Source organism: Accumulibacter sp., from assembly GCF_023806565.1.
In the GTDB taxonomy this organism is placed as follows: domain Bacteria; phylum Pseudomonadota; class Gammaproteobacteria; order Burkholderiales; family Rhodocyclaceae; genus Accumulibacter.
Window position 1 is genome coordinate 1 of the sequence record NZ_JAMTDV010000064.1, and the last position, 25,763, is coordinate 25,763.

25 protein-coding genes and 1 tRNA gene are annotated in these 25,763 nt (G+C 63.6%); 6 read left to right on the forward strand and 20 right to left on the reverse strand.

Annotated elements, in window-relative coordinates:
* On the reverse strand, window positions 1–2,606 hold a 2,606-nt coding region (locus NFV80_RS07465; protein WP_296758284.1), incomplete at its 3' end, for a bifunctional aconitate hydratase 2/2-methylisocitrate dehydratase.
* A gap of 149 nt (window positions 2,607–2,755) precedes the next feature.
* On the opposite strand from NFV80_RS07465, the gene NFV80_RS07470 reads away from it, so the two are divergent.
* From NFV80_RS07470 to NFV80_RS07490, 5 genes are all read left to right on the forward strand, one after another.
* Window positions 2,756–3,112 carry a hypothetical protein gene (locus NFV80_RS07470; protein ID WP_296758286.1) on the forward strand — a complete coding sequence of 119 codons (357 nt, stop codon included), beginning with the start codon at window positions 2,756–2,758 and terminating at the stop codon, window positions 3,110–3,112.
* A 12-nt stretch (window positions 3,113–3,124) separates the two neighbouring features.
* A complete protein-coding gene (gene miaB / locus NFV80_RS07475; protein WP_295327728.1) occupies window positions 3,125–4,462 on the forward strand; it encodes a tRNA (N6-isopentenyl adenosine(37)-C2)-methylthiotransferase MiaB in 1,338 nt (445 codons plus the stop codon).
* Window positions 4,459–5,481: a PhoH family protein gene (locus NFV80_RS07480; protein WP_295327730.1), complete on the forward strand. Its 1,023-nt coding sequence runs from the start codon at window positions 4,459–4,461 to the stop codon at window positions 5,479–5,481. Before miaB ends, NFV80_RS07480 begins: the two co-directional genes overlap by 4 nt.
* Window positions 5,468–5,953, forward strand: coding sequence for an rRNA maturation RNase YbeY (ybeY, locus tag NFV80_RS07485; protein WP_295327732.1), 486 nt, complete (start codon window positions 5,468–5,470; stop codon window positions 5,951–5,953). Before NFV80_RS07480 ends, ybeY begins: the two co-directional genes overlap by 14 nt.
* Window positions 5,954–6,283: 330 nt before the next feature.
* Window positions 6,284–6,928: a LysE family translocator gene (locus tag NFV80_RS07490; RefSeq protein ID WP_295327734.1), complete on the forward strand. Its 645-nt coding sequence runs from the start codon at window positions 6,284–6,286 to the stop codon at window positions 6,926–6,928.
* A gap of 125 nt (window positions 6,929–7,053) precedes the next feature.
* Here the strand turns inward: NFV80_RS07490 and NFV80_RS07495 are convergent.
* The 19 genes from NFV80_RS07495 to NFV80_RS07585 form a co-directional block, all read right to left on the reverse strand.
* Window positions 7,054–7,130, reverse strand: a tRNA-Pro gene (locus tag NFV80_RS07495).
* A gap of 36 nt (window positions 7,131–7,166) precedes the next feature.
* The gene (locus tag NFV80_RS07500; protein ID WP_295328958.1) at window positions 7,167–7,535 is read right to left on the reverse strand and encodes a MerR family transcriptional regulator; all 369 of its coding nucleotides are present in this window, start codon (window positions 7,533–7,535) and stop codon (window positions 7,167–7,169) included.
* Window positions 7,516–7,818, reverse strand: coding sequence for an integration host factor subunit alpha (locus NFV80_RS07505; protein ID WP_295328960.1), 303 nt, complete (start codon window positions 7,816–7,818; stop codon window positions 7,516–7,518). The genes NFV80_RS07500 and NFV80_RS07505 overlap by 20 nt, the downstream gene beginning before the upstream one ends.
* Window positions 7,819–7,830: 12 nt before the next feature.
* Window positions 7,831–10,206 (reverse strand): phenylalanine--tRNA ligase subunit beta, encoded by a 2,376-nt coding sequence (gene pheT, locus NFV80_RS07510; protein ID WP_295328962.1) that lies wholly within the window; start codon window positions 10,204–10,206, stop codon window positions 7,831–7,833.
* A 28-nt stretch (window positions 10,207–10,234) separates the two neighbouring features.
* Window positions 10,235–11,281, reverse strand: a complete 1,047-nt coding sequence (gene pheS, locus NFV80_RS07515) for a phenylalanine--tRNA ligase subunit alpha (RefSeq protein ID WP_295328964.1) — start codon at window positions 11,279–11,281, stop codon at window positions 10,235–10,237.
* Window positions 11,282–11,333: 52 nt separating this feature from the next.
* Window positions 11,334–11,693, reverse strand: a complete 360-nt coding sequence (rplT, locus tag NFV80_RS07520) for a 50S ribosomal protein L20 (protein ID WP_295328966.1) — start codon at window positions 11,691–11,693, stop codon at window positions 11,334–11,336.
* Window positions 11,694–11,704: 11 nt separating this feature from the next.
* Window positions 11,705–11,902: a 50S ribosomal protein L35 gene (rpmI, locus tag NFV80_RS07525; protein ID WP_295328967.1), complete on the reverse strand. Its 198-nt coding sequence runs from the start codon at window positions 11,900–11,902 to the stop codon at window positions 11,705–11,707.
* 101 nt (window positions 11,903–12,003) lie between these two features.
* Window positions 12,004–12,525, reverse strand: coding sequence for a translation initiation factor IF-3 (gene infC / locus NFV80_RS07530; RefSeq protein WP_288125914.1), 522 nt, complete (start codon window positions 12,523–12,525; stop codon window positions 12,004–12,006).
* 26 nt (window positions 12,526–12,551) lie between these two features.
* A complete protein-coding gene (gene thrS / locus NFV80_RS07535) occupies window positions 12,552–14,468 on the reverse strand; it encodes a threonine--tRNA ligase (protein WP_295328969.1) in 1,917 nt (638 codons plus the stop codon).
* Window positions 14,469–14,707: 239 nt separating this feature from the next.
* Window positions 14,708–15,286 (reverse strand): phosphoribosyltransferase family protein, encoded by a 579-nt coding sequence (locus NFV80_RS07540; RefSeq protein WP_295328971.1) that lies wholly within the window; start codon window positions 15,284–15,286, stop codon window positions 14,708–14,710.
* A 14-nt stretch (window positions 15,287–15,300) separates the two neighbouring features.
* Entirely contained in the window at window positions 15,301–16,638 is a 1,338-nt protein-coding gene (locus NFV80_RS07545; protein ID WP_295328973.1) for a nicotinate phosphoribosyltransferase, read from the reverse strand.
* Entirely contained in the window at window positions 16,638–17,243 is a 606-nt protein-coding gene (locus tag NFV80_RS07550) for an isochorismatase family protein (RefSeq protein WP_295328974.1), read from the reverse strand. The genes NFV80_RS07545 and NFV80_RS07550 overlap by 1 nt, the downstream gene beginning before the upstream one ends.
* Before the next feature lie 148 nt (window positions 17,244–17,391).
* On the reverse strand, window positions 17,392–20,403 hold the full coding sequence (locus NFV80_RS07555) for a DEAD/DEAH box helicase (RefSeq protein ID WP_295328975.1): 3,012 nt from the start codon (window positions 20,401–20,403) through the stop codon (window positions 17,392–17,394).
* Between the two features lie 220 nt (window positions 20,404–20,623).
* Window positions 20,624–21,118: a YajQ family cyclic di-GMP-binding protein gene (locus NFV80_RS07560; protein ID WP_295328977.1), complete on the reverse strand. Its 495-nt coding sequence runs from the start codon at window positions 21,116–21,118 to the stop codon at window positions 20,624–20,626.
* Between the two features lie 54 nt (window positions 21,119–21,172).
* A complete protein-coding gene (locus tag NFV80_RS07565; RefSeq protein ID WP_295328979.1) occupies window positions 21,173–21,484 on the reverse strand; it encodes a pyrimidine/purine nucleoside phosphorylase in 312 nt (103 codons plus the stop codon).
* A 2-nt stretch (window positions 21,485–21,486) separates the two neighbouring features.
* Window positions 21,487–21,696 carry a DUF2788 domain-containing protein gene (locus tag NFV80_RS07570; RefSeq protein ID WP_295328981.1) on the reverse strand — a complete coding sequence of 70 codons (210 nt, stop codon included), beginning with the start codon at window positions 21,694–21,696 and terminating at the stop codon, window positions 21,487–21,489.
* A gap of 17 nt (window positions 21,697–21,713) precedes the next feature.
* A complete protein-coding gene (locus NFV80_RS07575; protein WP_295328983.1) occupies window positions 21,714–22,943 on the reverse strand; it encodes an argininosuccinate synthase in 1,230 nt (409 codons plus the stop codon).
* The gene (gene argF / locus NFV80_RS07580; RefSeq protein ID WP_295328985.1) at window positions 22,940–23,914 is read right to left on the reverse strand and encodes an ornithine carbamoyltransferase; all 975 of its coding nucleotides are present in this window, start codon (window positions 23,912–23,914) and stop codon (window positions 22,940–22,942) included. Before argF ends, NFV80_RS07575 begins: the two co-directional genes overlap by 4 nt.
* 9 nt (window positions 23,915–23,923) lie before the next feature.
* The gene (locus NFV80_RS07585) at window positions 23,924–25,099 is read right to left on the reverse strand and encodes an aspartate aminotransferase family protein (RefSeq protein WP_295328987.1); all 1,176 of its coding nucleotides are present in this window, start codon (window positions 25,097–25,099) and stop codon (window positions 23,924–23,926) included.
* A 278-nt stretch (window positions 25,100–25,377) separates the two neighbouring features.
* On the opposite strand from NFV80_RS07585, the gene NFV80_RS07590 reads away from it, so the two are divergent.
* Window positions 25,378–25,614 (forward strand): Druantia anti-phage system protein DruA, encoded by a 237-nt coding sequence (locus NFV80_RS07590; RefSeq protein WP_295328989.1) that lies wholly within the window; start codon window positions 25,378–25,380, stop codon window positions 25,612–25,614.
* Window positions 25,615–25,763 lie beyond the last annotated feature (149 nt).

The following is a 25,763-nucleotide window of genomic DNA, read 5'->3' on the forward strand; positions in this document are numbered from 1 at the left end:
TACACCGTCACCGTCTCCGCCACTTCGCTGAACTCGGCGATCTGGTCGAAGTTCATGTAGCGATAGACGTCGGCGGCCTTGGCGTTGACGGCCTGCACCTGCGCGACGTACTCGGCGACCGTCGGAATCCTGCCCATCAGCGCGCAGACGGCGGCGAGTTCGGCCGAACCCAGATAGACGCGGGTATCGATGCCGAGCCGGTTCGGGAAGTTGCGCGTCGAGGTCGACATTGCGGTGCTGCCCTTGCGGATCTGCGCCTGGTTGCCCATGCACAGCGAGCAGCCGGGCATTTCCATGCGCGCGCCGGACTTGCCGAGGATCGCGTAGTAGCCTTCCTCGTTGAGGATCATCGCGTCCATCTTCGTCGGCGGTGCGATCCACAGGCGGGTCGGGATGTCGGTCTTGCCTTCGAGGACCTTGCCGGCGGCACGGAAGTGGCCGATGTTGGTCATGCACGAGCCGATGAAGACCTCGTCGATCTTCTCGCCGGCGACGGTGGACAGCAGCTTGACGTCGTCCGGATCGTTCGGGCAGGCGACCAGCGGCTCCAGCACGTCGGCGAGGTCGATCTCGATGACCGCCGCGTACTGCGCGTCGGCATCGGCCCTGAGCAGCTCGGGGCTGGCGATCCAGGCTTCCATCGCCTTGATGCGGCGGCCGAGCGTGCGCGCGTCCTGGTAGCCGTTGGCGATCATCCACTTCATCAGCGTGATGTTCGAGCGCATGTGCTCGATGATCGGCTCCTTGTTCAGCGCCACGGCACAGGCAGCGGCCGAGCGCTCGGCAGCCGCGTCGGAAAGCTCGAAGGCCTGCTCGACCTTGAGATCCGGCAGTCCTTCGATCTCCAGGATGCGGCCGGAGAAGATGTTCTTCTTGCCCTTCTTCTCGACGGTCAGCAGGCCGGCCTGGATGGCGTAGTAGGGAATCGCATTGACCAGGTCGCGCAGCGTGACGCCGCGCTTGCCGGCTTCGGCGAGCGAGCCCTTGAAGCGGACGAGCACCGATTCCGGCATGTCGAGCGGCATGACGCCGGTGGCGGCGGCGAAGGCGACGAGGCCGGAGCCGGCGGGGAACGAGATGCCGATCGGGAAGCGCGTGTGCGAGTCGCCGCCGGTACCGACCGTGTCGGGCAGCAGCAGACGATTCAACCAGGAGTGGATGACGCCGTCACCGGGACGCAGGGCGACGCCGCCGCGAGTGCTGATGAAGCCCGGCAGTTCGCGATGCATGCGGACGTCGACCAGCTTCGGATAGGCCGCCGTGTGGCAGAACGACTGCATCACCATGTCGGCCGAGAAGCCGAGGCAGGCGAGGTCCTTGAGTTCGTCGCGTGTCATCGGGCCGGTGGTGTCCTGCGAGCCGACGGTGGTCATCCGCGGTTCGCAGTAGGTGCCGGGCAGAATTCCCTTGCCTTCCGGCAGCCCGCAGGCACGGCCGACCATTTTCTGCGCCAGCGAGTAGCCCTTGCCGGGATCGGCCGGATTCTGCGGCAGGCAGAACAGGGTCGAGGGTGGCAGGCCGAGCGCTTCGCGCGCCCGGGCGGTCAGGCCACGACCGACGATCAGCGGGATGCGTCCGCCGGCGCGCACTTCGTCGAGGATCACCGGCGTCTTCAGTTGCGACTCGGCGATCACCGCGCCGTTCTTCAGCGCGCTGACCTTCGCCGTGGCGGCGTCGATCTGGAGTTCGATTTCGTCGCCCATGTCCATCTGGCCGCAGTCGATTTCGACCGGCAGCGCGCCGGCGTCTTCCATCGTGTTGAAGAAGATCGGCGCAATCTTGGAACCCAGGCAGACGCCGCCGAAGCGCTTGTTCGGCACGTAGGGAATGTCCTCGCCGGTAAACCAGAGCACCGAGTTGGTCGCCGACTTGCGCGACGAACCGGTGCCGACGACGTCGCCGACGTAGGCGATCTGGTTGCCCTTGCCAGCCAGCGCTGCGAGTTGCTGGATCGGGCCGCGTTCGCCGGGTTTGTCCGGTTCGATCCCCGGGCGCGGGTTCTTGAGCATCGCCAGCGCGTGCAAAGGGATGTCCGGACGCGACCAGGCATCCGGTGCCGGCGACAGGTCGTCGGTATTGGTTTCGCCGGTCACCTTGAAGACGGTCAGCTTCTGCACGGCGGGCACCTGCGGACGCGAGGTGAACCACTCGCCGTCGGCCCAGCTCTGCAGCACCGCCCGGGCATTGGCATTGCCCTGGTCGGCCAGTTCCTTGACGTCGTGGAAATAGTCGAACACGAGCAGCGTCTTCTTCAGGCCCTCGGCAGCGATCGCTCCGGTCGGACCGGAGAGCAGGTCGATCAGTGGCTTGACGTTGTAGCCGCCCAGCATCGTGCCGAGAAGCTGCGTCGCCTTTTCCTTCGAGACCAGCGCGCATTCCTCTTCGCCCGTGGCCACGCGAGCCAGGAACCCGGCCTTGACCTTGGCTGCGTCGTCCACGCCCGCCGGCACGCGGTAGGTGATCAGCTCGACGAGGTACTCTTCCTCGCCCTTCGGCGGGCTCTTCAGCAATCCGACGAGTTCCTCGGTCTGCCGGGCCGTCAGCGGCAGAGGCGGAATGCCAAGCGCAGCGCGCTCGGCGACATGGGCACGATAGGATTCCAGCACAGCGATGTCCTTTCACAAAGGTTGCACTACGCAAAAGCATGATTGTACTGCATGGCAGCGAAGCCGGCGGGCGTTGGCAGACATGGCGATCGTGCCGTCACCCGGCCTGTGGACTGCCATCGGCGGTCCGCCTTGTCTATAATGCAACGATGGATCTTCCCGCCAGTCTGCTGTATTCGGTTCTCAGCGCCATTGCCGAGGCAGCGCTGACCCCTGCTCCCAACCCCCAGCTGTTGAACGAACCGACCGCCATCGCACGCTCGCTGCCTGAGGAGGCCAGGCAGGGAGTGATGCTGCCGCCGCAAGGCGATGGCTTCGTGACGATCGGCGGACGGCAGTTGCCGCTGTCTCCCGCCGCCCAAATCCGCAGCCGGCAGAACCTGATCGTCGTCCCGGCGCAGGTGCAGACTCCTGTCGAGGTCGTTTATCTCACCGACGCGTCCGGCGCGGTCTATCGCGTCTGGATGCTGACGGCGAGCGAAGCCTCGGTACCCCGCCCACGTTAAAGCAAGGCAAAGATGGCCAAAAAGTTGTTCATCCGCACCTTCGGGTGCCAGATGAACGAGTACGATTCGGACAAGATGGCCGACGTGCTCGCCGCATCCGAAGAAATCGTCCAGACCGACACCCCCGAAGACGCCGACATCATTCTCTTCAACACCTGTTCGGTACGCGAAAAGGCACAGGAGCGGGTTTTTCACGACCTCGGCCGCGTGCGACCGCTGAAGCGTGCCAATCCGGACCTGGTGATCGGTGTCGGCGGCTGCGTCGCGAGCCAGGAAGGCGCCGCGATCGTCGCCCGCGCGCCCTATGTGGACGTCGTTTTCGGACCGCAGACCCTGCATCGCCTGCCACAGCTGATCGCCGAGCGGCGGCGCCTGGGCAGGGCGCAGGTCGATATTTCGTTTCCCGAGATCGAGAAATTCGATCATTTGCCGCCGGCACGGGTCGAGGGCGGGGCGGCTTTCGTTTCGATCATGGAAGGCTGCAGCAAATTCTGCTCGTTCTGCATAGTTCCCTACACGCGCGGCGAGGAGGTCTCGCGCCCCTTCGAAGACGTGTTGACCGAGGTTGCCGGATTGGCCGCGCAGGGCGTGCAGGAGGTGACGTTGCTCGGCCAGAACGTCAATGCCTACCGCGGTGCGATGGCCGGCGGTGAACTCGCCGATCTGGCGCTGCTGATCGAGTACATCGCCGAAATTCCCGGCATTGCGCGCATCCGTTACACGACCTCGCACCCGCGTGAAGTGTCGCCGCGCCTGATCGGCGTCTATGCGAGCGTTCCCAAGCTGGTTTCGCATCTCCACCTGCCGGTGCAGTCGGGTTCCGACCGCGTCCTCGCGGCAATGAAGCGCGGCTACACGGCGCTCGAATACAAGAGTCTGGTGCGCAAGTTGCGTGCCGCGCGTCCGGACCTGTCGCTGTCCTCGGATTTCATCGTCGGTTTTCCCGGAGAAACCGACGAGGATTTCGAGAAAACGATGAAGCTGATCGACGACGTCGGCTTCGACGCCTCGTTCTCGTTCCTGTACAGCGCCCGTCCGGGCACGCCGGCGGCGGAACTCGCCGACGACACACCGCAAGCGGTCAAACTCGAACGCCTGCAGCGCCTGCAGAAGCGGATCGACGAACTGGCGCAGGAGGTTTCCGCAGCAATGGTCGGCAGCGTGCAACGCGTGCTGGTCGAAGGCGTCTCGAAAAAGGACTGCTGCGAGCTGGCGGGACGTACCGACAACAACCGTGTGGTCAATTTCGCCGGCGACGCGCCGCTGCTCAACCGCTTCGTCGACGTGCGCATCACTTCGACGATGCCACACTCGCTGCGCGGCGAGCTCGTCGCTCAGGCCAAAGGATGAGCCCGGCGACTTCCCCGACGAAAGGCCGGGCCATCGAACTGCTGCTCTCGCCGGTAAACAACAAGCAGCTTGCCAACCTCTGCGGCCCGCTCGACGAGAACCTGCGCCAGATCGAGACCGCGCTCGACGTCTCGATTGCCCGCCGTGGCGAGCGTTTCACGCTGCGCGGCGAGCCGGCGCAGGCGGCGCGCGCGTCCGAAGCGCTGCAGCAGTTCTACGCGCAGGCCAAGGAAGCGCTCTCGGTCGATGAAATCCAGCTCGGCCTGATCGAACTGCTCAACCGGCCGGTACGCAATATCGCTTCGGGAGGAGGCATCTCACCCGCGCTGATCACCCGCAAGAGCGAACTGCACGGCCGTACACCGCGCCAGATCGAATATCTCCGGAACATCCAGGAGCACGACATCACCTTCGGCACCGGCCCGGCGGGTACCGGCAAAACGTATCTGGCCGTCGCTTCGGCGGTGGATGCCTTCGAGCGCGAGCTCGTGCAGCGCATCGTGCTCACCCGACCGGCGGTCGAGGCCGGCGAGCGCCTCGGTTTTCTGCCTGGCGATCTGGCGCAGAAGGTCGATCCCTACCTCCGGCCGCTGTACGACGCGCTCTACGACCTGATGGGTTTCGAGCGTGTCGGCAAGCTGTTCGAGCGCGGCGCGATCGAGATTGCGCCTCTGGCCTACATGCGTGGCCGCACCTTGAATCACGCCTTCATCATTCTCGACGAGGCGCAGAACACGACGCCCGAACAGATGAAGATGTTCCTGACCCGCATCGGCATCGGGGCCAAGGCGGTGGTGACCGGCGACGTAACCCAGATCGACCTGCAGCGTGGCCAGAAGAGCGGGCTGATCGAGGCACGCCAGGTCCTCAAGGAAGTTCGCGGTATCGCCTTCACCGAATTCCTCAAGGAGGACGTCGTCCGGCACCCGCTGGTGGCGCGCATCGTCTCGGCCTACGAAGCGCATACGGCAGCGCTGGAAGCGCGCGCAGCAACGCCTGCCCGGCATGGCGAAGGGTGAGCAGCGATTGAAGGTGGGCGTGCAAGTCGCCTGCCACTGGCCGCAGTTGCCCAGCAAGTCAGAGGTACGCGCCTGGGCCCGCGCGGCGGCAGCCGGGTCCGCAATCCAGGGCGGGCGGGTCACCATACGCTTTGTCGACGACGACGAAGCTCGACGGCTGAACCGTGACTACCGGGCCAGGGACTACCCCACCAACGTGCTGTCGTTTCCCTATGGACCGCCACCCTTGCTGGATGGCGATCTCGTTCTCTGTGCGCCGGTCGTGGCGCACGAGGCGTACACCCAGGAAAAGCCGCTGACCGCGCACTACGCGCATCTGGTCGTGCATGGCATGCTTCACCTGCAGGGCTACGATCATGAGGTCGGCGCGAAGCAAGCCGCCGCGATGGAAAAGCGCGAACGGCAGATCCTGGCGCGGCTGGGCTATCCGGACCCGTACCGGGACGCGCAGCAGCGGCCGGCAGGGAAGTGACAGGGCCCGCGGCCGGCCGGGAAAGCCCTAGTTACGCGAAGACACGTGGAAACGATGGAGGGCTCTGCGCCGCCGGAGGGCAGCCGCTTGCGGGCGGCACGAGACGGGGGTTTCGTCCCCTTTGTACGGCGCCGATGGTATGATGAATCCGACTCGCGGCTGAATTCGTGCGGCAGCCGTCATGGATCGTTTGATGATTCGCAGGTGTCGATCGATCTTGGTCCCTGCCGCGGGCGGGGCCCGGCCGACGCGATCTGCCGTCGCCCGAGCCAGCGAACCGTCGTCTACAACCGCTTATTTCCGACGTCGTATCTCTCACGGATGGCCACGATGACCGATCTCTTTCCTCCTTGGTCGCTGTTCTCTGCCTTCCTTGTCGCCAGCTTCGCTCTCGCGGTGACGCCGGGGCCGGGCGTACTGTACATCGTCACCCGTAGCCTCGTGCAGGGACGCAGTTCCGGGCTGATGTCGGTTGCCGGCGTCGCCCTCGGAAATCTTGGCAATGCGCTTGCGGCTTCGGTTGGTCTTGCCGCGTTGTTCGCGGTTTCCTCGTTCGCCTTCTCGGCAGTCAAGTACGCGGGTGCGCTGTACCTGATCTACCTCGGCGTGCAAATGCTCCGTCGGTCACCGGTGGACGCTCCTGTTTCCGTACCCGCGGCTGCGCCACACGGGCGCATTTTCCGTGACGGTTTCGTTGTTGCGCTGCTCAATCCGAAAACGACGGTCTTCTTTGCCGCGTTTCTGCCGCAGTTCCTGAATCCGGTCGCACCGGCGATGTCGCAAAGCTTCGCGCTTGGCTCGATCTTCGTCGCGATCGCGGGCATCACCGACAGCGCCTACGCGGTGGCCGCCAGCGTGGTGGCGCCTCGCCTGCGCGGCAGCGGGGTTCGTCGCCTTGGCCGGCGGCTCGGCGGCGGAGTGTTCATCGGTCTCGGGGTATTTACTGCGCTCGCCGGGTCGCGTGCGGCGAAATAGACAAGATTCGCCAGTGGGCCGTCGCCGCTGCGCCAGCGCGCCGGCCGCGATCGCTCTCGCCAGGCGCCAGAATGATCCGCCGTGCGGAGAAACAAGAAGACCACTCCGAAGAGTGGCCTGAATGTTGGTCGGGGCGCCGGGATTCGAACTCGGGACCCCTTGCACCCCATGCAAGTGCGCTACCAGGCTGCGCCACGCCCCGACAGACGGTGATTATAACCGAAAACCCAACCCGGACTCACAGCCGCAGGATTTCTGCGATGCTTAGCAACTCGGTCCGCAGCGCCGCGGGAGTCAAGGTCGTCGCGCCGCTTTCGCTCACCGGCTCGGCATCGTCGAGACGATTGCGCGCGCCGCTGATCGTGAACCCCTGGCTGTAGAGCAGTTCCCGGATGCGACGAACCAGCAGGACTTCATGGTGCTGATAGTACCGGCGATTGCCTCGACGCTTCACCGGCCGCAGTTGCGAGAACTCCTGTTCCCAGTAGCGTAGGACGTGCGGCTTGACACCGCAGAGCTCACTGACCTCGCCAATCGTGAAGTACCTCTTTGCCGGAATGGCCGGCAACGGTTCTTGCGCGGGCTCTTTATGACTGATTTCCGTCATAAGCGTGCTCCACCTCGGCCTTCAGTTTCTGGCTGGCATGAAAGGTAACGACTCGCCGCGCGGTGATCGGAATCTCTTCACCGGTCTTCGGATTGCGACCCGGACGCTGCGGCTTGTCGCGCAACTGGAAGTTGCCGAAGCCGGAGAGCTTGACACCGTCACCACGCTCCAGCGCATTCCGTATCTCTTCGAAAAAAGCCTCCACCATGTCCTTGGCCTCACGCTTGTTGAGACCGACTTTCTCAAACAGCAGGTCCGCAAGCTCTGCCTTGGTAAGCGTCATTCTTCCCCCTTCTCAGACGCGCAAGCGCGCGGCGAATGCCTCTTGCAGATAGGCCACCAACCGCTGCATGGCAGCGTCGACTTCGGCCTCGAGCAACGTTTTTTGAGTATCTTGCATCACTATGCGGAAGGCAAGGCTTTTCTTGCCGGCCGCTATACCGCGTCCGACATAGATGTCGAAGAGATGAACATCCTGCACGATGGCCGGTCGGTTGGCTTTCAGGCCATCGATCACCCACCCGACTTCGAGCGCGTGATCGACGATCACGGCGAGATCGCGGATGACCACCGGTTGCGGCGACACCTCTGCGTATTGCGGCAGTCTGGCTGCGGTCACGGCTTCGAGATCGATCTCGAACAGCACCGGCGCCAGTGGCAGTTCGTATTTCTGCTGCCAGCGTGGATGCAATTCGCCGACATGACCGATCACTCGCCCATCGATCGACACGCGCGCGCTGCGCCCGGGGTGCAGGGCGGGATGAACGGCCTTCTCGAAACTGGCGACAAGCGGCGCAAAGAGCAGTTCGAGATCCGCCTTGATGTCGAAGAAATCGACATTGCGACTGACATTACCCCATTGCTCGGGAAGAGCGCCGCCATAAGCGAGCGCCGCCAGTTTCCATGGTTGGCGAAATCCTGGCACTGGCTCACCCTGCGGATCGCGGAAGAAGCAACGCCCGGTCTCGAACAGGCGAATCCGGCTCTGCCTACGCCTGAGATTCGCCGCCACGTTTGCCACCAGGCCGCCGATCAAGGACGAACGCATGACGCTCAATGGGCTGGCAATGGGATTGACCAACCGGATCAGCTGACTGTTGTCGGCAAGATCCATTTCCCATGCTTCCTCGACGAAAGCGAAATTGACCACCTCCTGGTACCCGCTGTCGGCCAGGATCTGCCGCACCCGGGCGAGCGGTCGTGCCTGCTCGGTCTGCGGCAGCATCGACAGCAATCCACGCGGCACCGGCGAGGGGATGTTCTCGTAGCCGTGCAGCCGGGCGATTTCCTCGATCAGGTCCTCCTCGATTTCGAGGTCGAAGCGATAGCTCGGCGGAGTGACGACGAACTCTTCGCCGTCACGAGCGAAGGGCAGATCGAGGCGCGAGAAAATCTCGGCAATTCTTTCGTCCGTAATCGACAGGCCGAGAACCTTGGCGGCGCGCCGCGGGCGCACACGAACTGGCGGACGCTCGGGCAGGCGGGCCAACGCCTCGCAAACCGGACCTGCCTGCCCACCGCAGATGTCGATCATCAGACGCGTTGCACGTTCCAGCGCACGCCGCGTACCGGCGAAATCCACCCCGCGCTCGAAACGATGTGAGGCTTCCGAAGCGAATCCGTAGCGGCGGGCACGGCCAGCGATCGCTGCCGGTGCGAAATAGGCCGCCTCGAGGAACACTTCCGTGCTCTCCGGCGTGATGCCACTGTCTTCGCCACCCATGATTCCGCCGATTGCCAGCGGGCGCTGGTCGTCAGCGATCAGCAGGATGTCGGACTGCAGTTCCAATGTCTGCTCGTTGAGCAAGCGGATCTTTTCCGCCGGGCCCGCCATCCTGGCGTGAATCGCGCCATGCAGCCGGGTATTGTCAAAAGCATGCAGCGGCTGGCCCACCTCGAGCATCACGTAGTTGGTAATGTCGACCACCGCCGAAATCGGGCGAATACCGCTCCGCTCGAGTCGGCGCACCATCCACGCCGGCGTCGCGGCGCGTGCATCGACTCCCGCGATCACCCGCCCGCAGTAGCGCGGGCAAGCCTCGGGAGCGTCGAGGACGATGGCACGCCGGCTGGCAATCGTGACTTCAGCCTCCTCCACTGCCGTGTAGCGGGCCGGTGATCCGGTCAGCGCAGCGACCTCGCGCGCCACGCCTTCGAGCGACAGACAATCGGCCCGGTTCGGCGTCAGCTTGAGCGTCAGCAAGCGATCGTCGAGATCGAGATGACGACGAATGTCCTCGCCCACCGGCGCATCGTCCGCCAGCACGAGCAGTCCCGCCGCGTCGTCGGAGATGCCGAGTTCGCGTGCCGAGCAGAGCATGCCGGCAGAGTCCACGCCGCGCACCTTGGCGACCTTGATCCGCAAGCCTCCCGGCAGTTCGGCACCCGGCAGGGCGCACGGCACCTTGCAACCGGCCGCCGCATTGGGAGCGCCGCAGACGATCTGCAGCGGCTCGCGCGCGCCGACGTCGACCCGGCAGACGTGCAGGCGATCAGCCCCCGGATGCTTGTCGACTGCCAGGATCCGCGCCACCACGACCCGGTCGAAGGCGGGTGCGACGCTTGCTTCCTCCTCGATCTCGAGACCGGCCATGGTCAGGAGGTGCGAAAACTCGTGCCCGGAACAGGCGGGATCGACAAAGCTGCGAAGCCAGGATTCGGAAAATTTCATGACCGCTCGCTGTCAGGGGAAGACGGCATCACACGAACTGCCGCAGGAAGCGCAGGTCGCCATCGAAGAACAGGCGCAGGTCGTTGACCCCGTAACGCAACATCGTCAGGCGATCCGGTCCCATGCCGAAGGCAAAGCCGAGGTAGCGTTCCGGGTCGATATTGACGTGCCGCAACACGTTCGGGTGCACCATGCCGCAACCGGCGATTTCCAGCCAGCGACCTTTCAGCGCGCCGTTCAGGAAAGCCATGTCGATTTCCGCCGACGGCTCGGTAAACGGAAAGAACGACGGTCGAAAGCGCACCTGCAGATCGTCGTTCTCGAAGAAGCGTCGCAGGAAATCGCTGATCACCCCCTTCAGATCGGCGAAGCTGACATTTTCGCCAATCCAGAGGCCCTCGACCTGGTGGAACATCGGCGAATGCGTCGCGTCGGAGTCAACGCGATAGACGCGTCCCGGTGCGATCACCCGAATCTCCGGCATGGTTGCGAGGCCGGCGTACCTGGCGACATGCGCCTGCATGTAGCGTACCTGGATGGGGCTGGTGTGCGTGCGCAGCAGCACACCAGCCGCCACGCCGCCGGACTCATCCTGCAGATAGAAGGTATCGTGCATCGACCGCGCCGGGTGATCCGCAGGGGTGTTTAGTGCCGTGAAATTCTGGAATTCGGCCTCGATCTCGGGGCCGTCGGCGACCTCGAAACCGATCGAGCGAAAAAGCGCTTCGATACGCTCGAGCGTGCGCGTCACCGGGTGCAGCCCGCCACGCCACTGGCCGCGACCGGGCAAGGTGACGTCGAGCGCCTCTTCCGCCAGACGGGCTTCGAGTGCCCGTTGCCGGATGGCTTCCCGGCGAGCGTTGAGCGCCGCTTCCACGGCGTCCTTGGCGCGGTTGATCGCGGCTCCCACACTTCGGCGCTCCTCCGCGGGAAGCCTGGCCAATCCCTTCAGCAACTCGGTGATCTGGCCACTCTTGCCAAGATAGCTGGCCTTTACCTGCTCGAGCGCGTCAGGATCATCGGTCGCGGCAAAGGCCGCCGACGCTGCTTGCACTATTTGATCGAGGTTGTGCATGATTCACCGAAAAAAAGGAGGCTCGCGCCTCCTTTCCTGACACGCGACCCGCTCAGGCGTCGAGCTGGGCCTTGGCCTGCACGGCCAGCGCCGCAAAGGCCGGCTTGTCGAAAACGGCCAGATCGGCCAGCACCTTGCGGTCGACCTCGATCTGCGCCCTCTTGAGGCCGTTCATGAAAGTACTGTATTTCATGCCGAGTTCCCTGGCCGCCGCATTGATGCGTGCGATCCAGAGGCTGCGGAACTGGCGCTTCCTCTGCCGACGATCGCGGTAGGCATATTGGCCAGCCTTCATGACCGCCTGCTTGGCAACCCGGTAGACGTTCTTGCGGCGACCGCGGTAACCCTTGGCGAGAGCGAGAATCTTCTTGTGGCGCGCGTGCGCCGTTACACCACGTTTGACGCGAGGCATCTCTTATCTCCTCAAGCGTAGGGCAGCATGGCACGAACCACGGCCTGGTCGGAATGGTGCACAACGGTCACGCCGCGGAGCTGGCGCTTGGTCTTGGTGTCCTTCTTGGTCAGAATGTGCCGCTTGTACGCATGCGAGCGTTTGATTCGGCCACTCGGACTGATCGTGAAGCGCTTTTTCGCTCCACTCTTGGTCTTCATCTTGGGCATTGAATGCTCCTGTTCATTGGACATGTCGCCAGGTGTCCCCCGACGGGGGCGCTTCCTACCCGGCAGCACTTGTGGTTTGCTACACGAAACTGAATCCGGTGCTATTTCTTCCTGCTTGGGGTCAGCACCATGACCATCTGACGACCTTCCATTTTCGGCATCTGCTCGACCATCGCCAGTTCCTGCAGGTCCGCCCGGATCCGTTCGATCTGACGCATCCCGATATCCTGGTGGGCCATTTCCCGCCCGCGAAAGCGCAGGGTCACCTTCACCTTGTCTTCTTCCTCGAGAAAGCGGGTCATGTTGCGCAGCTTGATCTGGTAATCATTCTCGTCGGTTCCCGGACGAAGCTTGACTTCCTTCACCTGCACCTGCTTCTGTTTGAGCTTCTGCTCGTGCTGACGCTTCTGCTCCTGGTACTTGAACTTGCCGAAATCGACGATTCGACAGACCGGCGGCTGCGCCATCGGGGCAATTTCCACCAGATCGACCCCTGCCTCCTCCGCCAGGGCCAGCGCCGCGCGGACGCTCATGATTCCCAATTGCTCGCCTCCCAGGCCGACGAGACGGACTTCCGGTGCGTTGATTTCTTCGTTAACGCGTTGCGCCTTTTGCAGTGCGATGGGTCAGCTCCTTGTTTCGACAAAAGTCAAGCCGTGCCACTACGCGCTGCAACTTCGTCGAGAAGTTGCCGGGCCAGCACCTCCACGGGCATCTGCCCCAGGTCCCGCCCCCCGCGCGTCCGCACGGCCACCAGATCCGCTGCCACCTCCTTGTCGCCAACGACAATCTGATAGGGCAGCTTGTTCAAGCTATGTTCTCGTATTTTATAGGTAATTTTTTCATTGCGCAAATCGCACTCGACGCGCAGCCCGGCCAGACGTAGCGTTCTTGCAACATGCGACGCGTAGTCGGCCTGCTTTTCCGAGATATTCAGAACCACAACCTGGACTGGCGAAAGCCACAATGGCAGCGCGCCCGTGCAATTCTCGAGCAGCATTCCGATGAAGCGCTCCAGCGAACCGAGAATCGCGCGATGCAGCATCACCGGCGTGTGTCGCGAGTTGTCGTCGCCAACATACTCTGCGCCGAGACGCTGGGGCATCGAAAAATCCACCTGCATCGTCCCGCACTGCCAGGAACGACCGATTGCATCCTTGATGTGAAACTCGATTTTCGGTCCGTAAAACGCCCCTTCGCCTGGCAATTCGTCCCAATCCAGGCGGGAAGCCCGCAGCGCGGCGCGCAGTGCGAGTTCGGCCTTGTCCCACACCTCATCCGAGCCGACACGCTTTTCCGGGCGCAGCGCGAGCTTGACCGTCACCTCGTGAAAGCCGAAGTCGGCATACACCTTGCGCACGAGATCGTTGAAGATGGTGACCTCGTCCTGTATCTGATCCTCGGTGCAAAAAATGTGACCGTCGTCCTGGGTGAAGCCGCGCACGCGCATGATGCCGTGCAGCGCACCCGAAGGCTCGTTGCGATGACAGGAACCAAATTCGCCGTAGCGCAAAGGCAGATCGCGATAGCTGCGCAGTCCGGTGTTGAAGATCTGGATGTGCCCAGGACAATTCATCGGCTTGATGGCGTACTCGCGCTTCTCCGACTCGGTGGTGAACATGTTCTCCTTGAAGTTCTCCCAGTGCCCGGACCTTTCCCACAGGCTACGGTCGAGAATCTGGGGACACTTCACCTCCTGGTAACCGTTGTCACGATAGACGCCGCGCATGTACTGCTCGACGGCCTGCCAGACCGTCCAGCCGTTGGCATGCCAGAAAACCATCCCGGGCGCCTCGTCCTGCAGGTGAAAGAGGTCCAGCTGTCGACCGAGCTTGCGATGGTCGCGCTTCTCGGCCTCTTCGAGCATGTGCAGGTAGGCCTCCTGATCCTCCTTCCGGGTCCATGCCGTCCCGTAGATCCGCTGCAGTTGTTCGTTGCGATGGTCGCCTCGCCAATAGGCTCCGGCCACCTTCATCAGCTTGAAGACTTTCAGCTTGCCCGTGGAGGGAACGTGCGGGCCGCGGCAAAGGTCGACGAAATCGCCCTCGCGATAGAGGGAGACCTCCTCCCCCGGCGGAATGGCGTCGATCAGTTCCGCCTTGTAGTGCTCGCCGATCGACCGGAAGAAAGCGATGGCTTCGTCACGCTGCCAGACCTCGCGCCGCACCGGCAGGTCACGCCGCGCGATTTCACCCATGCGTATCTCGATCGCCGCCAGATCGTCCGGCGTGAATGGGCGCGCGAATGCGAAGTCGTAGTAGAAGCCATTTTCGATGACCGGACCGATCGTCACCTGTGCAGCCGGGAACAGTTCCTTGACAGCGTAGGCCATCAGGTGCGCGGTCGAGTGGCGAATCACCTCGAGCCCTTCGCGGTCCTTGTCGGTAACGATCGCGAGCTGCACGTCACCGCTGACGCAAAACGAGGTATCGACCAGCCGACCGTCGACCTTGCCGGCCAGCGCCGCCCGCGCCAGACCGGCACCGACGCTTTGCGCAACTTCGGCAACCGTTACCGCTTGCGCGAACTCCCTTCGGGAACCATCAGGCAGGGTGACAACCGGCATAGCGCAACCTCGGCAAGAAATCGAAAAGCCAGCGGCTCACTCCGGCGTGGACTCCCCTGGCACCGGATGGCGCAGCGGCAGCCTGACGGGGCACGCCGTCGGACCGCACATGCGCGTCTCATCGCCGCCGTACCGCCGGCGAGCCGCGGATTCTAACACAGCGAAAGGAGGCCGCAAGAAGCCACCCGAAGCGGCCATGCGACGCGTTGCGAGTGGCACCGGCGACCGCAGGCTGGTGACTAGCCGCCGGCAGCGACCAACTCGATACGAAAATCCGTCTCGTAGGGTGGCACCTGCACCTCAATGATCGAACCCGAGGCCACCTGCAGGCGAACACCGATCACGTCGGCATGCACCGGCAGCACGCCGACCCCTCGATCGACGAGAACGGCGCTGCGAATCACCGCCGCTCCGCGTGCCGCCAGATACTGCACGACACGCAGCAGCGAATGGCCACGATACAACACGTCGTCGACCACGACCACGGTTTTCCCCGCAAGGTTTGCGCCACTTGCGACGTCATTTTCCCGGAGCAGCGTCTGCGGGTAGAGCAGCGAGAGATCGTCCGCGTAGCGCTTGACCTCCAGGTCGAAGCGCTCTGCGCAGCGAATGCCCAGGCGACCCAGAGGTTCGGTGAGCAACCCAGCCAGCGGCGCCCCGCGACGCAGAACGCCGACCAGAACGATGTCGCCACCGGCTGGCAGGAGGCTTGCCAGCCGGGCCGCCATGCTCTCGAGCACCGCCGCCAATTGTCGATCGTCATACAGGCAAAGGCGTGCGCCATTGTTCGTCGCAAGCGTTCGGGCGCTATTCGGCAATGGAGGTACTCCTCTCAGGCAATGATTCCGGCCGCCCGATCGGCAAGCAGCGCAAGGGATCGCAAGGATTCCGACACCGTCACCGGATACCGGGGAACCGGGTCGAGGCTGCACAATGATTCCGGCAGCCGGGTCAACTGCTCACGAACACGCTCGCGCACGACACCGATCGCGGGCTGTGGGGCGACGCGCCTGCCCTGACGCATCGCCGGAACGAGCAGACTCCCCGCAGCGTGCACATCGTCGACGACTGTCAGTGTATCCCCGGCAAGCCGGCCGTCCACCCCGTAACGGCGCAGGATCTGTTTGCGCCCGGGCCAGGTGGCTTTCCCCTCCGAACGCTTGCGCCGGGGTATGCCGGCGTATTCCTGCAGCTTGTAGGCGCAGTCGAGATAGGGTTTGTCGGCCGAGGTGTTCATGCGCGTGCCGACGCCGAAACCGTCGATCGGTGCACCTCCGTCCAGCAAGTCGCGTATCCGGTATTCGTCGAGATTGCCGCTGGCGAAAATCCGTACCTGCGGCAGGCTGCCGGCGTCGAGGATTGCACGAACGCGTCTGGCGTGCTCGCCAAGATCACCGCTGTCGAGACGCACCGCAGCGACATTCACACCGGCCAGTCTCGGCAGCAGGCCGACCAGCCTGCGCGCTCCCTCTTCGGTGTCGTAGGTGTCGATCAGCAGGGTCGACCCGTTGGGCAGCGAACGTGCAAAGTTCTCGAAGGCATCGCTTTCCCTTGCATGCACCTGAATGTACGAATGGGCCATGGTACCGAACAGCGGAATCCCCCAGCGCTGACCGGCCAGGACCGTCGCCGTTCCCGCGAAGCCGGCCAGATAACTGGCGCGCGCCGACAGCAGGCCGGCCTCGGCACCATGCGCACGCCGCAAGCCGAAGTCGACGAGCAAGCGCCCGCGAGCGGCAAGGACGCAGCGGATCGCCTTCGATGCCACCATGGTCTGGAACTGGAGCAGGTTGATGATGCGCGTCTCGACCAACTGCGCCTCGCGCAGCGGCGCGACGACGCGCAGCAAGGGTTCGTCGGGAAAGAAGGCGGTTCCCTCGGGCAGGGCGTCAACGTCGCCGCCAAAGCGCCAATCGGCCAGCGAATCGACGAAATCGTTCCGGAAGCGCCCACACTCCTTCAACCAGCGCAATTCGTCCGACTGAAAGCTGGCTTGTTCCAGGTAATCGAGCACCTGTTCCAAGCCGGCGGCAATCAGGAAATTTCTCCCCTCCGGCAGCTTGCGCACGAAGAATTCGAATACTGCAACGTCGTTCATGCCACGCTGGTGATAGGCCTGCAGCATGGTGAGCTGGTAAAGATCGGTGAGCAGGATGCTCTCCGCGGTCATCACCGGGCCTCGCCCAGGCACGCAAGGCCCGCACCGAGGGCGGACATCTGCGCCACCGCCCGCGCACCATCGTCGGCAGACACGGCACGCACCGCATCGACCAGGAGGACGACGGCAAAGCCTTCGGCCAGGCCATCACGAACGGTCTCGAGCACACAATAATCGGTGGCCAGACCACCGACGAAGAGACGCCCGACACCCGCGCGCCTGAGGCGCTGGGCGAGATCGCCGCCGGCAAACGCCGAATACGCCTCCGCTTCGGGCAGCGTTGCTTTCGAGATCACCACGGCTGCCGCCGGCAGCAGCAGACCGGCGGCAAACTCGGCCCCCGGCGTGCCAGCCACGCAATGCGCCGGCCAGCGACCGCCCCGCTGCGTGAACGAGCAGTGATCGGTCGGATGCCAGTCGCGCGTCGCAAAAATCGGCAGCCCGCGAGACACGAAACGCCGCTGGTATTCGTTGAGCGCTGGCACGACCTCGTCGCCTGCCGTCACGGCGAGCTTGCCGCCGGGCAGGAAGTCGTTCTGCACATCGACGACGATCAACGCGTCGCCGGTTCTCAGCTGGAAGTCATCCAGCCGCCTGGTCTCCGCCTGCCGTTCCATCTCGCATTCTCCTCCTCAGCGAACACCTTCCCTCGCGACTGTGACGATGGCATCACTCCGCCAGCACATTGCCAGCAGTCCCCTGCCGCCGGCGCATTCGGCATCGCCGCGCGATCAATGCCGAAAACCGCTGCGCCGGCGTGGACGGTCAGCCCGGCAGCGGCGCGAACAAGGCAGCGATGTCGTCGCGTCCGAACTTGGCGTCGACCCCGCGATCGGCCGAGAGGATGCGCTCGGCGAGTTCCGCCTTGCGCTCCTGGAGCGCGAGAATCTTCTCCTCGATGCTGCCGGCGACGATCAACTTATAGACGAATACGGGCTTGTCCTGACCAAGGCGATGCGCGCGGTCGGTGGCCTGGCTCTCCGCCGCGGGATTCCACCACGGATCGTAATGTATGACGGTATCGGCCGCGGTCAGATTCAGTCCGACGCCACCGGCGCGCAGGCTGATCAGAAAGATCGGCACTTCGCCCGCCTGGAAGCGGCGCACCTGCTGCTCGCGGTCCCTGCTGTCCCCGGTGAGCAGGGCGTAATCGAGACCGGCAAGCTTCAGTTCTTTCTCGATCAGATCCAGCATGCTGGTGAACTGCGAGAAAAGCAGGATGCGCCGCCCCTCCTCGACCTGCTCCGGCAACATCGTCATCAAGAGATCCAGCTTTGCCCGCTCCTTGATTTTCTGGGCCGATCTCGCCTTGACCAGACGCGGATCGCAGCATACCTGGCGCAGCTTCAGCAGCGCGTCGAGGATGACGATCTGACTGCGATTGAATCCCTTGTTCGCAATTTCCTCGCGAACCTTCTCGTCCATCGCGACGCGAACGGTTTCATAGAGGTCGCGCTGGCCGCCGACCAGTTCGACCTTGCGCACGATGATCGTCTTGGCCGGCAATTCACGTGCCACCTCCTCCTTCTTGCGACGCAGGATGAACGGACGGACTCGACGGGCGAGCAGGTCGCGACGCTGCGTGTCGCCGAACTTCTCGATCGGCGTCCGCCAGTACCTGGTAAACGCCTGGTTGCTGCCAAGAAAACCTGGCAAGAGGAAGTCGAACTGGCTCCACAGCTCACCCAGGTGGTTTTCCAGCGGGGTCCCGGTCAGGCACAGGCGATGCCGAGCGACGATCTTGCGAACCACCTCGGCCCCCTGACTGCGAGCGTTCTTGACGGTCTGCGCCTCGTCGAGAATCAGCACGTGGTATGGCTGCCGGGTCAGCTCGGCGGCGTCACGCCAGAGCAGCGGATAGGTGGTGAGCACCACGTCACTGTGCGCGATCTCGGCAAAGCGGCTCTTGCGTTCCGGACCATGCAAGGAAAGGATCGCCAGACCCGGAGCAAAGCGCGCCGCCTCGTTCTTCCAGTTGAAGATCAGCGAGGTCGGCAGAACGATCAGCGCCGGCCGATCGAGCCGGCCGGCCTGTTTCTCGAGCAGCAGATGCGCAAGCGTCTGCGCCGTCTTGCCAAGCCCCATGTCGTCGGCGAGAATTCCGGCGAGATTCTGTTCGCGCAGGAATTGCAGCCACGCCAGTCCTTCGATCTGGTACTGGCGCAGTTCCAGACCGAGACCGGCCGGCGGATCGATGTGGCGGATTCCCTGCGCCGCGGTGAGTTGATCGGCGAGTGCCAGAACGTCCCCCTGACCCCGGAACTGCCAGCGACTGCTGTCGTTGAGCTCGCTCAGCCGAGGCGCGTCGAAACGGGACAGACGCAGGCTGTTGCCTCCGGGGAAACCGTCGAACAGATCGATCAGCGTCGCCGCCAGCGGCTTCAGGCGCCAGGCCGGAGCTCGCACGCGCAGGTTGGTCGGGGTCACCAGGTCGATCAGCTCGTCGTCCGCAACCTGCGCCAACTGCGCGCTGTCGAGCCAGCGCCCATCACGCCGGAATAGCGCGGCGAGCATCGGCGCCAGCGGCAGCCGCTGGCCTTCGACGATGACTCCCATATCGAGATGAAACCAGCCACCCTCTCCCTCGACGAGGTCGGCATCCCACGCCTCGACCTCGATCAGGCGATGCCGGAAATCACCGGCGAAGTCGACCTGCCAGCCGGCGGCACGCAGAGACGGCAGCGCATCCCGCATGAACGCCGGCCACTGGCCCTCGTGCGCCAGACCGTAAGCGTTGTCGGGGGGACGGCCGAAGGTGTGCAGTACATATCCGGCGATCTTCTCCAGGCCAGCATCCGCAAGCTCGTTCATCAGACGATCTTCCCGTTCGCGCTGCCGCATCACGCGCACCGTCTCGCCATTGGCAAGGGTCGCGAAATCACGCGGATCGTCGGCAATCAGCTCGACGTCCGCATAACGGAAGACAGGCAGTGCGACGTCGAACGGCCCGCCGCCGTAGCAGGCAGGGTATTCCCGCCAGCTACGATTGCCATGCGTCTGCAGCGTCTCCAGGCGAAGAATGGCCACCGGCTCGGCGACGATACTGCGCATGCCGACGCCGACGTGTTCCGGATCGCTCGGCAATTCGCGCGCCGATTCGGCCAGCGCTTCGCCGACCAGTGCCGCGGCAGTCGCCGACAATGGCGGCAACGAGAACAGCCGTGCGACGACCGCTGCATTGCCGCCGACCTGCAGCGGCCCAACCTGGTGCCGATCGAGGTCGACGTACCACGGCAGCGCCAGCGGGACCACCATGCTCGCCGGTGGCTTCGGATTCAGCACCGGCAAGCGGCGCCCGTCGCCACTGGCCCGCCAGCTGACCGTGGCCGGGCGCGTTGGCGCAAGCAGCAGCGGAGCGTAGTCGTCCTTGCGGCAAAGTCGACCGCTTTCCGCCATTCGCTGCAAGGCCTCTGCGCCATGCCGGGGTCCCAGGCCGAACGCGCGCAGACCGGTGTCCACGGAACGCTCGGCCCAGAGCAGGCGAAGGATCGGGCGATCCTCGTCGCTGACGAAGCGCGGCGGTTTGTTCAGCGCGCGATCGAGGCTCCACAGCTCGTCGGCGCTTTCGGGATCACGCCCCTTGCACACCGTAACCCCGAAGCCGCACGCGTCCGCAGTCCAGTGCAACAGATAGAAGAGCTGCTGACGGCGTACCCCGGGACGACGGTCCTTCTTGCTGACCGCCACGGCCACACGACGCAGCTCCTCGGTCCAGGAAAGCACACCAGGATCGGTCTTGTCCGCCGACACGGGGTCGTCCACTGCGTCAGCGGGCATGCCGGCCTTGCCGGCGATCGGCACTTCGTCGTAGCGACGGCGGCCGACGGGAGGAACTGGTTGGCAAGATTCTCAAGATCTGCACTCGCAAGGAAACGAGAATTGGCTGCCCACTCTCTGCTGGCAGGGGCCAGGCTCACACGATTTCATAACGTAGCACATGGCCACGAAGCGCGGCAAGAAAGCCGCGGCGCCGAGCGGCTGGCCCGCGCGGCCGCGCTCAGTCGCGGAAATTGCCGTACTTGATGGGGAAATCCGTGATCGCTCGGGTAACCGTCGCGATACAGGCCTGCAGATCATCGCGCTTGGCGCCGCTGACGCGCACCGCATCGCCCTGGATCGAGGCTTGCACCTTGAGTCGCGAATCCTTGATCAGCTTGACAATCTTTTTCGCCAGCTCCGACTCGATGCCGATCCTGATCTTCAGTTCCTGCTTGACCTTGTTGCCGGAAATCCGCTGTACCGGCTGATCGTCGAGCCGTTTGGTGCTTTCCTTCTCCTTCTTCTCCATCGCCGGAAACAGCAGATCCCGGATCTGACCTAGCTGGAAATCGGAGTCGCCGTACAGCGTGATCACCCGGTCCTTCTCGTTCAACTCCACTTTCGCGCTGCTCCCCTTGAAATCGTAACGATTGTCGATGGCCCGCCGGGTGACGTCTATCGCGTTGTGCAGGGCAGCCATGTCGGCTTCCGAAGAAAAATCGAATGAGGGCATGTCAGGTTCGTGGAAAAGTTGATCGCAAAGAGGCCGCAGACGAACGAGGCCATCCTATCCGAAGTGGCAGACGTAATGGTAGGGCTCGTCACAGGCGATCTCGAACGCCGAATCGCCCGGTACCGCAAACGACTCACCGGCAGCATAGGTCGTCCATCCGCTCTCGCCCGCGCGACGCACGCGGCAGGAGCCGGCGACACCCTCCATCACTTCCGGCACGCCGGTCGTAAACCGCAGCGTCGACGGCAGGATCACGCCGAGCGTCTTGCGGCCACCGTCCGCGAGGAGAACGGTGTGACTGACACACTTGCCGTCGAAATAGACGTTTGCCTGTTTGACGACGCTGACCTGATCGAATTGCGACATGTTCACATTCTCCAGAATTTTTCGAGGATCGTCTTGGTAAGGAAGCCCAGCATGCCGAACGACAGGACGAAGAAGAGCACGATCGTGCCGGTCTTTCCGGCTTTCGATTTCCAGGCAATCTCGCCGATGATGAAGAGCATGAAGAGCATGAAGGCACCGACTCCGAAGGTCATGCCGAATTCCGATATCTGCTCCTCCGTCAACCCGAACATCGACGGATCCCCCTTGGTCAGCTCCGGCGGCTCGCCAGCTTGGCCGCGATGCGCATGCGCAGCGCGTTGAGCTTGATGAAGCCGGCAGCGTCCTTCTGGTCGTAGGCACCGGCGTCGTCCTCGAAGGTGGCGATCGACGAGTCGAACAGCGAATCGGCCTTCGAATCGCGACCGACGACGATGACGTTGCCCTTGTACAGCTTGACCCGCACCCAGCCATTCACCGTCTGCTGCGTGTGGTCGATCAGGACCTGCAACGCGCGCCGCTCCGGACTCCACCAATAGCCGTTGTAGATCAGACTGGCGTAGCGCGGCATCAGATCGTCCTTGAGATGCGCGACCTCGCGGTCGAGGGTGATCGACTCGATCGCGCGATGCGCCGGCAGCAGGATCGTGCCACCGGGTGTCTCGTAGCAGCCGCGCGACTTCATGCCGACATAGCGGTTCTCGACGAGGTCGATACGCCCGATGCCGTGCTTGCCGCCGAGCCGGTTGAGCAGCGCCAGCAATTCGTCGGCACGCAGGCGCTGACCGTTGATCGCCACCAGGTCGCCCTTCTCGAATTCCAGGTCGACGTACTCGGCAGCATCCGGCGCCGCCTCGGGCGATACCGTCCAGCGCCACATCGACTCCTCGGCTTCGGCCGACGGGTCTTCGAGGTGGCGGCCTTCGTAGCTGATGTGCAACAGGTTGGCGTCCATCGAATACGGCGAACCACCTTCGCGGTGCTTCATTTCGACCGGTATTCCATGACGCTCGGCGTAGGCCAGCAGCTTCTCGCGCGACAGCAGGTCCCACTCGCGCCAGGGAGCGATGATCCGGATGTCCGGGCACAGCGCGTAGGCACCCAGTTCGAAGCGGACCTGGTCGTTGCCCTTGCCGGTCGCTCCATGCGCCACCGCATCGGCACCGGTCAGTCTGGCGATCTCGATCATGCGCTTGGCGATCAGCGGGCGCGCGATCGACGTGCCGAGCAGATACTCTCCCTCATACACCGTGTTGGCGCGAAACATCGGGAAAACGAAGTCGCGTACGAATTCCTCGCGCAGATCGTCGATATAGATGTTTTCCGGTGCGATACCGAATTTCAAAGCTTTCGGGCGAGCCGCCTCGAGTTCTTCCCCCTGGCCGAGATCGGCAGTAAACGTCACGACCTCGCATTGATAGGTATCCTGCAACCACTTCAGGATCACTGAGGTGTCGAGTCCGCCCGAATAGGCAAGGACGGCTTTCCTGATGTCGCTCATGGCATTTCCCTGCTTGAACTGGATTCTGGAGAAGGCGCAGCGCCCCCGGAAGCATCGACGCGGCCGAGCAGGAGGTACTCGAGCAGCGCTTTCTGCGTATGCATGCGGTTTTCTGCTTCGTCCCAGACGACACTGCGCGGCCCGTCGATCACCGCTGCCGCGACTTCCTCACCGCGATGCACCGGCAGGCAGTGCATGAACAGCGCCTGCGGATGCGCGACGCGCATCATCTCGAGGTCAACCTGCCAGGCGGCGAAGGCGCTTCGGCGCGTCTCGTTCTCCGCTTCGAAGCCCATCGACGTCCACACATCGGTGGTGACCAGATCGGCGCCACGCGCCGCGTCCATCGGATCGGCAAACTGTTCGAAGTGCTCGCAGCCAAACAGGCCGGCGCGTTCGGCCGCCACCTCGTAACCCGGTGGTGTCGACACCTGCACCTTGAAATCGAGCACTTCGGCGGCCTGCAGCCAAGTATTGCAGACATTGTTCGAATCACCTATCCAGGCCACCGTCCTGCCCTGAATCGGACCACGATGCTCGATGAAGGTGAAGATGTCGGCCAGAATCTGGCAAGGGTGGTACTCGTTGGTCAGGCCGTTGATCACCGGCACCCGCGAATTGGCAGCGAAGCGCTCGATGATCACCTGTTCGAAAGTACGGATCATCACCACGTCGCTCATCCGCGAAATCACCTGCGCCGCGTCTTCGACCGATTCACCGCGGTGCAACTGTGAATCGCGGCTGTTGAGGTAGATCGCCGAACCTCCGAGCTGCTGCATTCCGGCTTCGAACGAGAGTCTGGTGCGCGTGCTGGCCTTCTCGAAAATCATCACCAGCGTGCGATCGCTGAGCGGCCAGTACTTGCGGTAGGCCTTGAACTCCGCCTTGATCCAGCGCGCCCGTTCCAGGAGGTAGTCGAACTCCGCACGCGTGAAGTCCTTGAACTGAAGAAAGTGTTTTACGCGGTCCATGGCGGATCTCTAGGCGGCAGCGAGAAATGCGCGAATCAGCGGCGCCAGTCGCGACACCAGTTCGCGTGCTTCGTCGGCGCTGAAAGTCAGCGGCGGCAGCAGGCGCACCACCCGGTCCGCAGTGACATTGATCAACAGGCCGGCGTCGAGGGCCTGCGTCACAAGTTCGCCACACGGGCGATCGAGTTCGATTCCGATCATCAGGCCCTGGCCGCGAATGGCGACGACTCCCCTCTCGCCTCCGAGTTGCTTGCCGAGACCTTCGCGAATCTGGCGACCAACGACGACGGCGTTGTCGATCAGGCCATCCTTTTCGATCACCTCGATCGTCGTCAGCGCAGCGGTGGTCGCCAACTGGTTGCCGCCAAAGGTCGAACCGTGCTTGCCCGGCTGCAACAGCCCACTCGCCTGACCGGCGACCAGGCAGGCGCCAATCGGTACGCCGCCGCCCAGACCCTTGGCCAGCGTCACCACGTCGGGTCGAATTCCGGCATGCTGAAAGGCGAACCAGGTCCCCGTCCGACCCATGCCGCACTGCACCTCGTCGCAGATCAGCAGCCATTCCCGGTCGTCGCACAGCGCCCGCAGACCGCGCTGGAAGTCGATGTCGGCACTGTTGACGCCGCCCTCGCCCTGCACGATTTCGAGCATGACCGCGACGACATTCTGGTTCGATTTGGCGATTGCCCGAATCGCGTCGAGATCGTTGTAGGGCACACGCACGAAGCCGGAAACCAGCGGTTCGAAACCGGCCTGCGCCTTGCGGTTGCCGGTGGCCGACAAGGTCGCCATGGTCCGCCCGTGAAAAGCCCTCTCCATGACGATCGTCGCCGGACTATCGACTCCCTGCCGGTGACCGTACAGGCGCGCCAGCTTGATCGCCGCCTCGTTCGCCTCACAGCCCGAGTTGCAGAAAAAAACCTCGTCCATCGCCGACAGCGCTGCCAGCCTGTCGGCCAGTTGCTCCTGTTGCGGGATGCGGTAGAGATTGGACGAATGCAGCAGGCGCCCGGCCTGGCCTGCAATCGCCGCAACCAGCCGCGGATGATTGTGCCCCAGGGTATTGACGGCAATTCCCGACAGCGCGTCGAGGTAGACCCTGCCTTCGGTATCGGTCAACCAACTGCCCTCGCCGCGGCTGAAAGCGATCGGCAAGCGGGCATAGGTATTCATCAGGTGCGACATGGACCACCCACTGCACAGGCTCTTAAACGGAAACGGCGGCTTGCGCCGCCGGATAACGATACACGTACTCGGACCCCAGGCCCGTACGCCCCCGGCACTCCTCGCATGGCATGGCAGGCCGGAATTCGATGGCGCGATTTTACGGGAAAAGTATTCTGATGTATAGGAAACGCGGCACTTTTGGCAGGTCGAATTTGTCCATCCGGTCAATAGCTGAAGAATCCGTTGGTTAGTAGCGGCCAATGAACATCGGGTGAAGAGGTGTGTATGAAGGGCGGATGGAAGGCGAATTTGACGCGTTGCGTGTGCGCCCGATGGAGAGGGGCGAAGAGGCTCGCTATCGGGAGTTGATGGCTCAGCACCACTATTTGGGGGATCTGGCCAAGATCGGCCATACGCTGTGGTACGTTGCCAGCTGCGGCGAGGAATGGGCGGCCTTGCTGAGTTTTTCTGCCGCGGCGTGGAAAGGTAAGGCTCGTGACCGCTGGATTGGCCGGGATTTCCGGCATCAGTAGCATCAGTATGCTCGTCTGGGGTTGCTCGCCAACAATGGCCGCTTTCTGATTCTGCCCGCTGGGCAGCGTCCAAATCCGGGGTCGAAGGTATTGTGGCTCTATGTCGTTTCGTGTGGAGACGGCGTAGGTTGAATGGCATTGAGGGTACG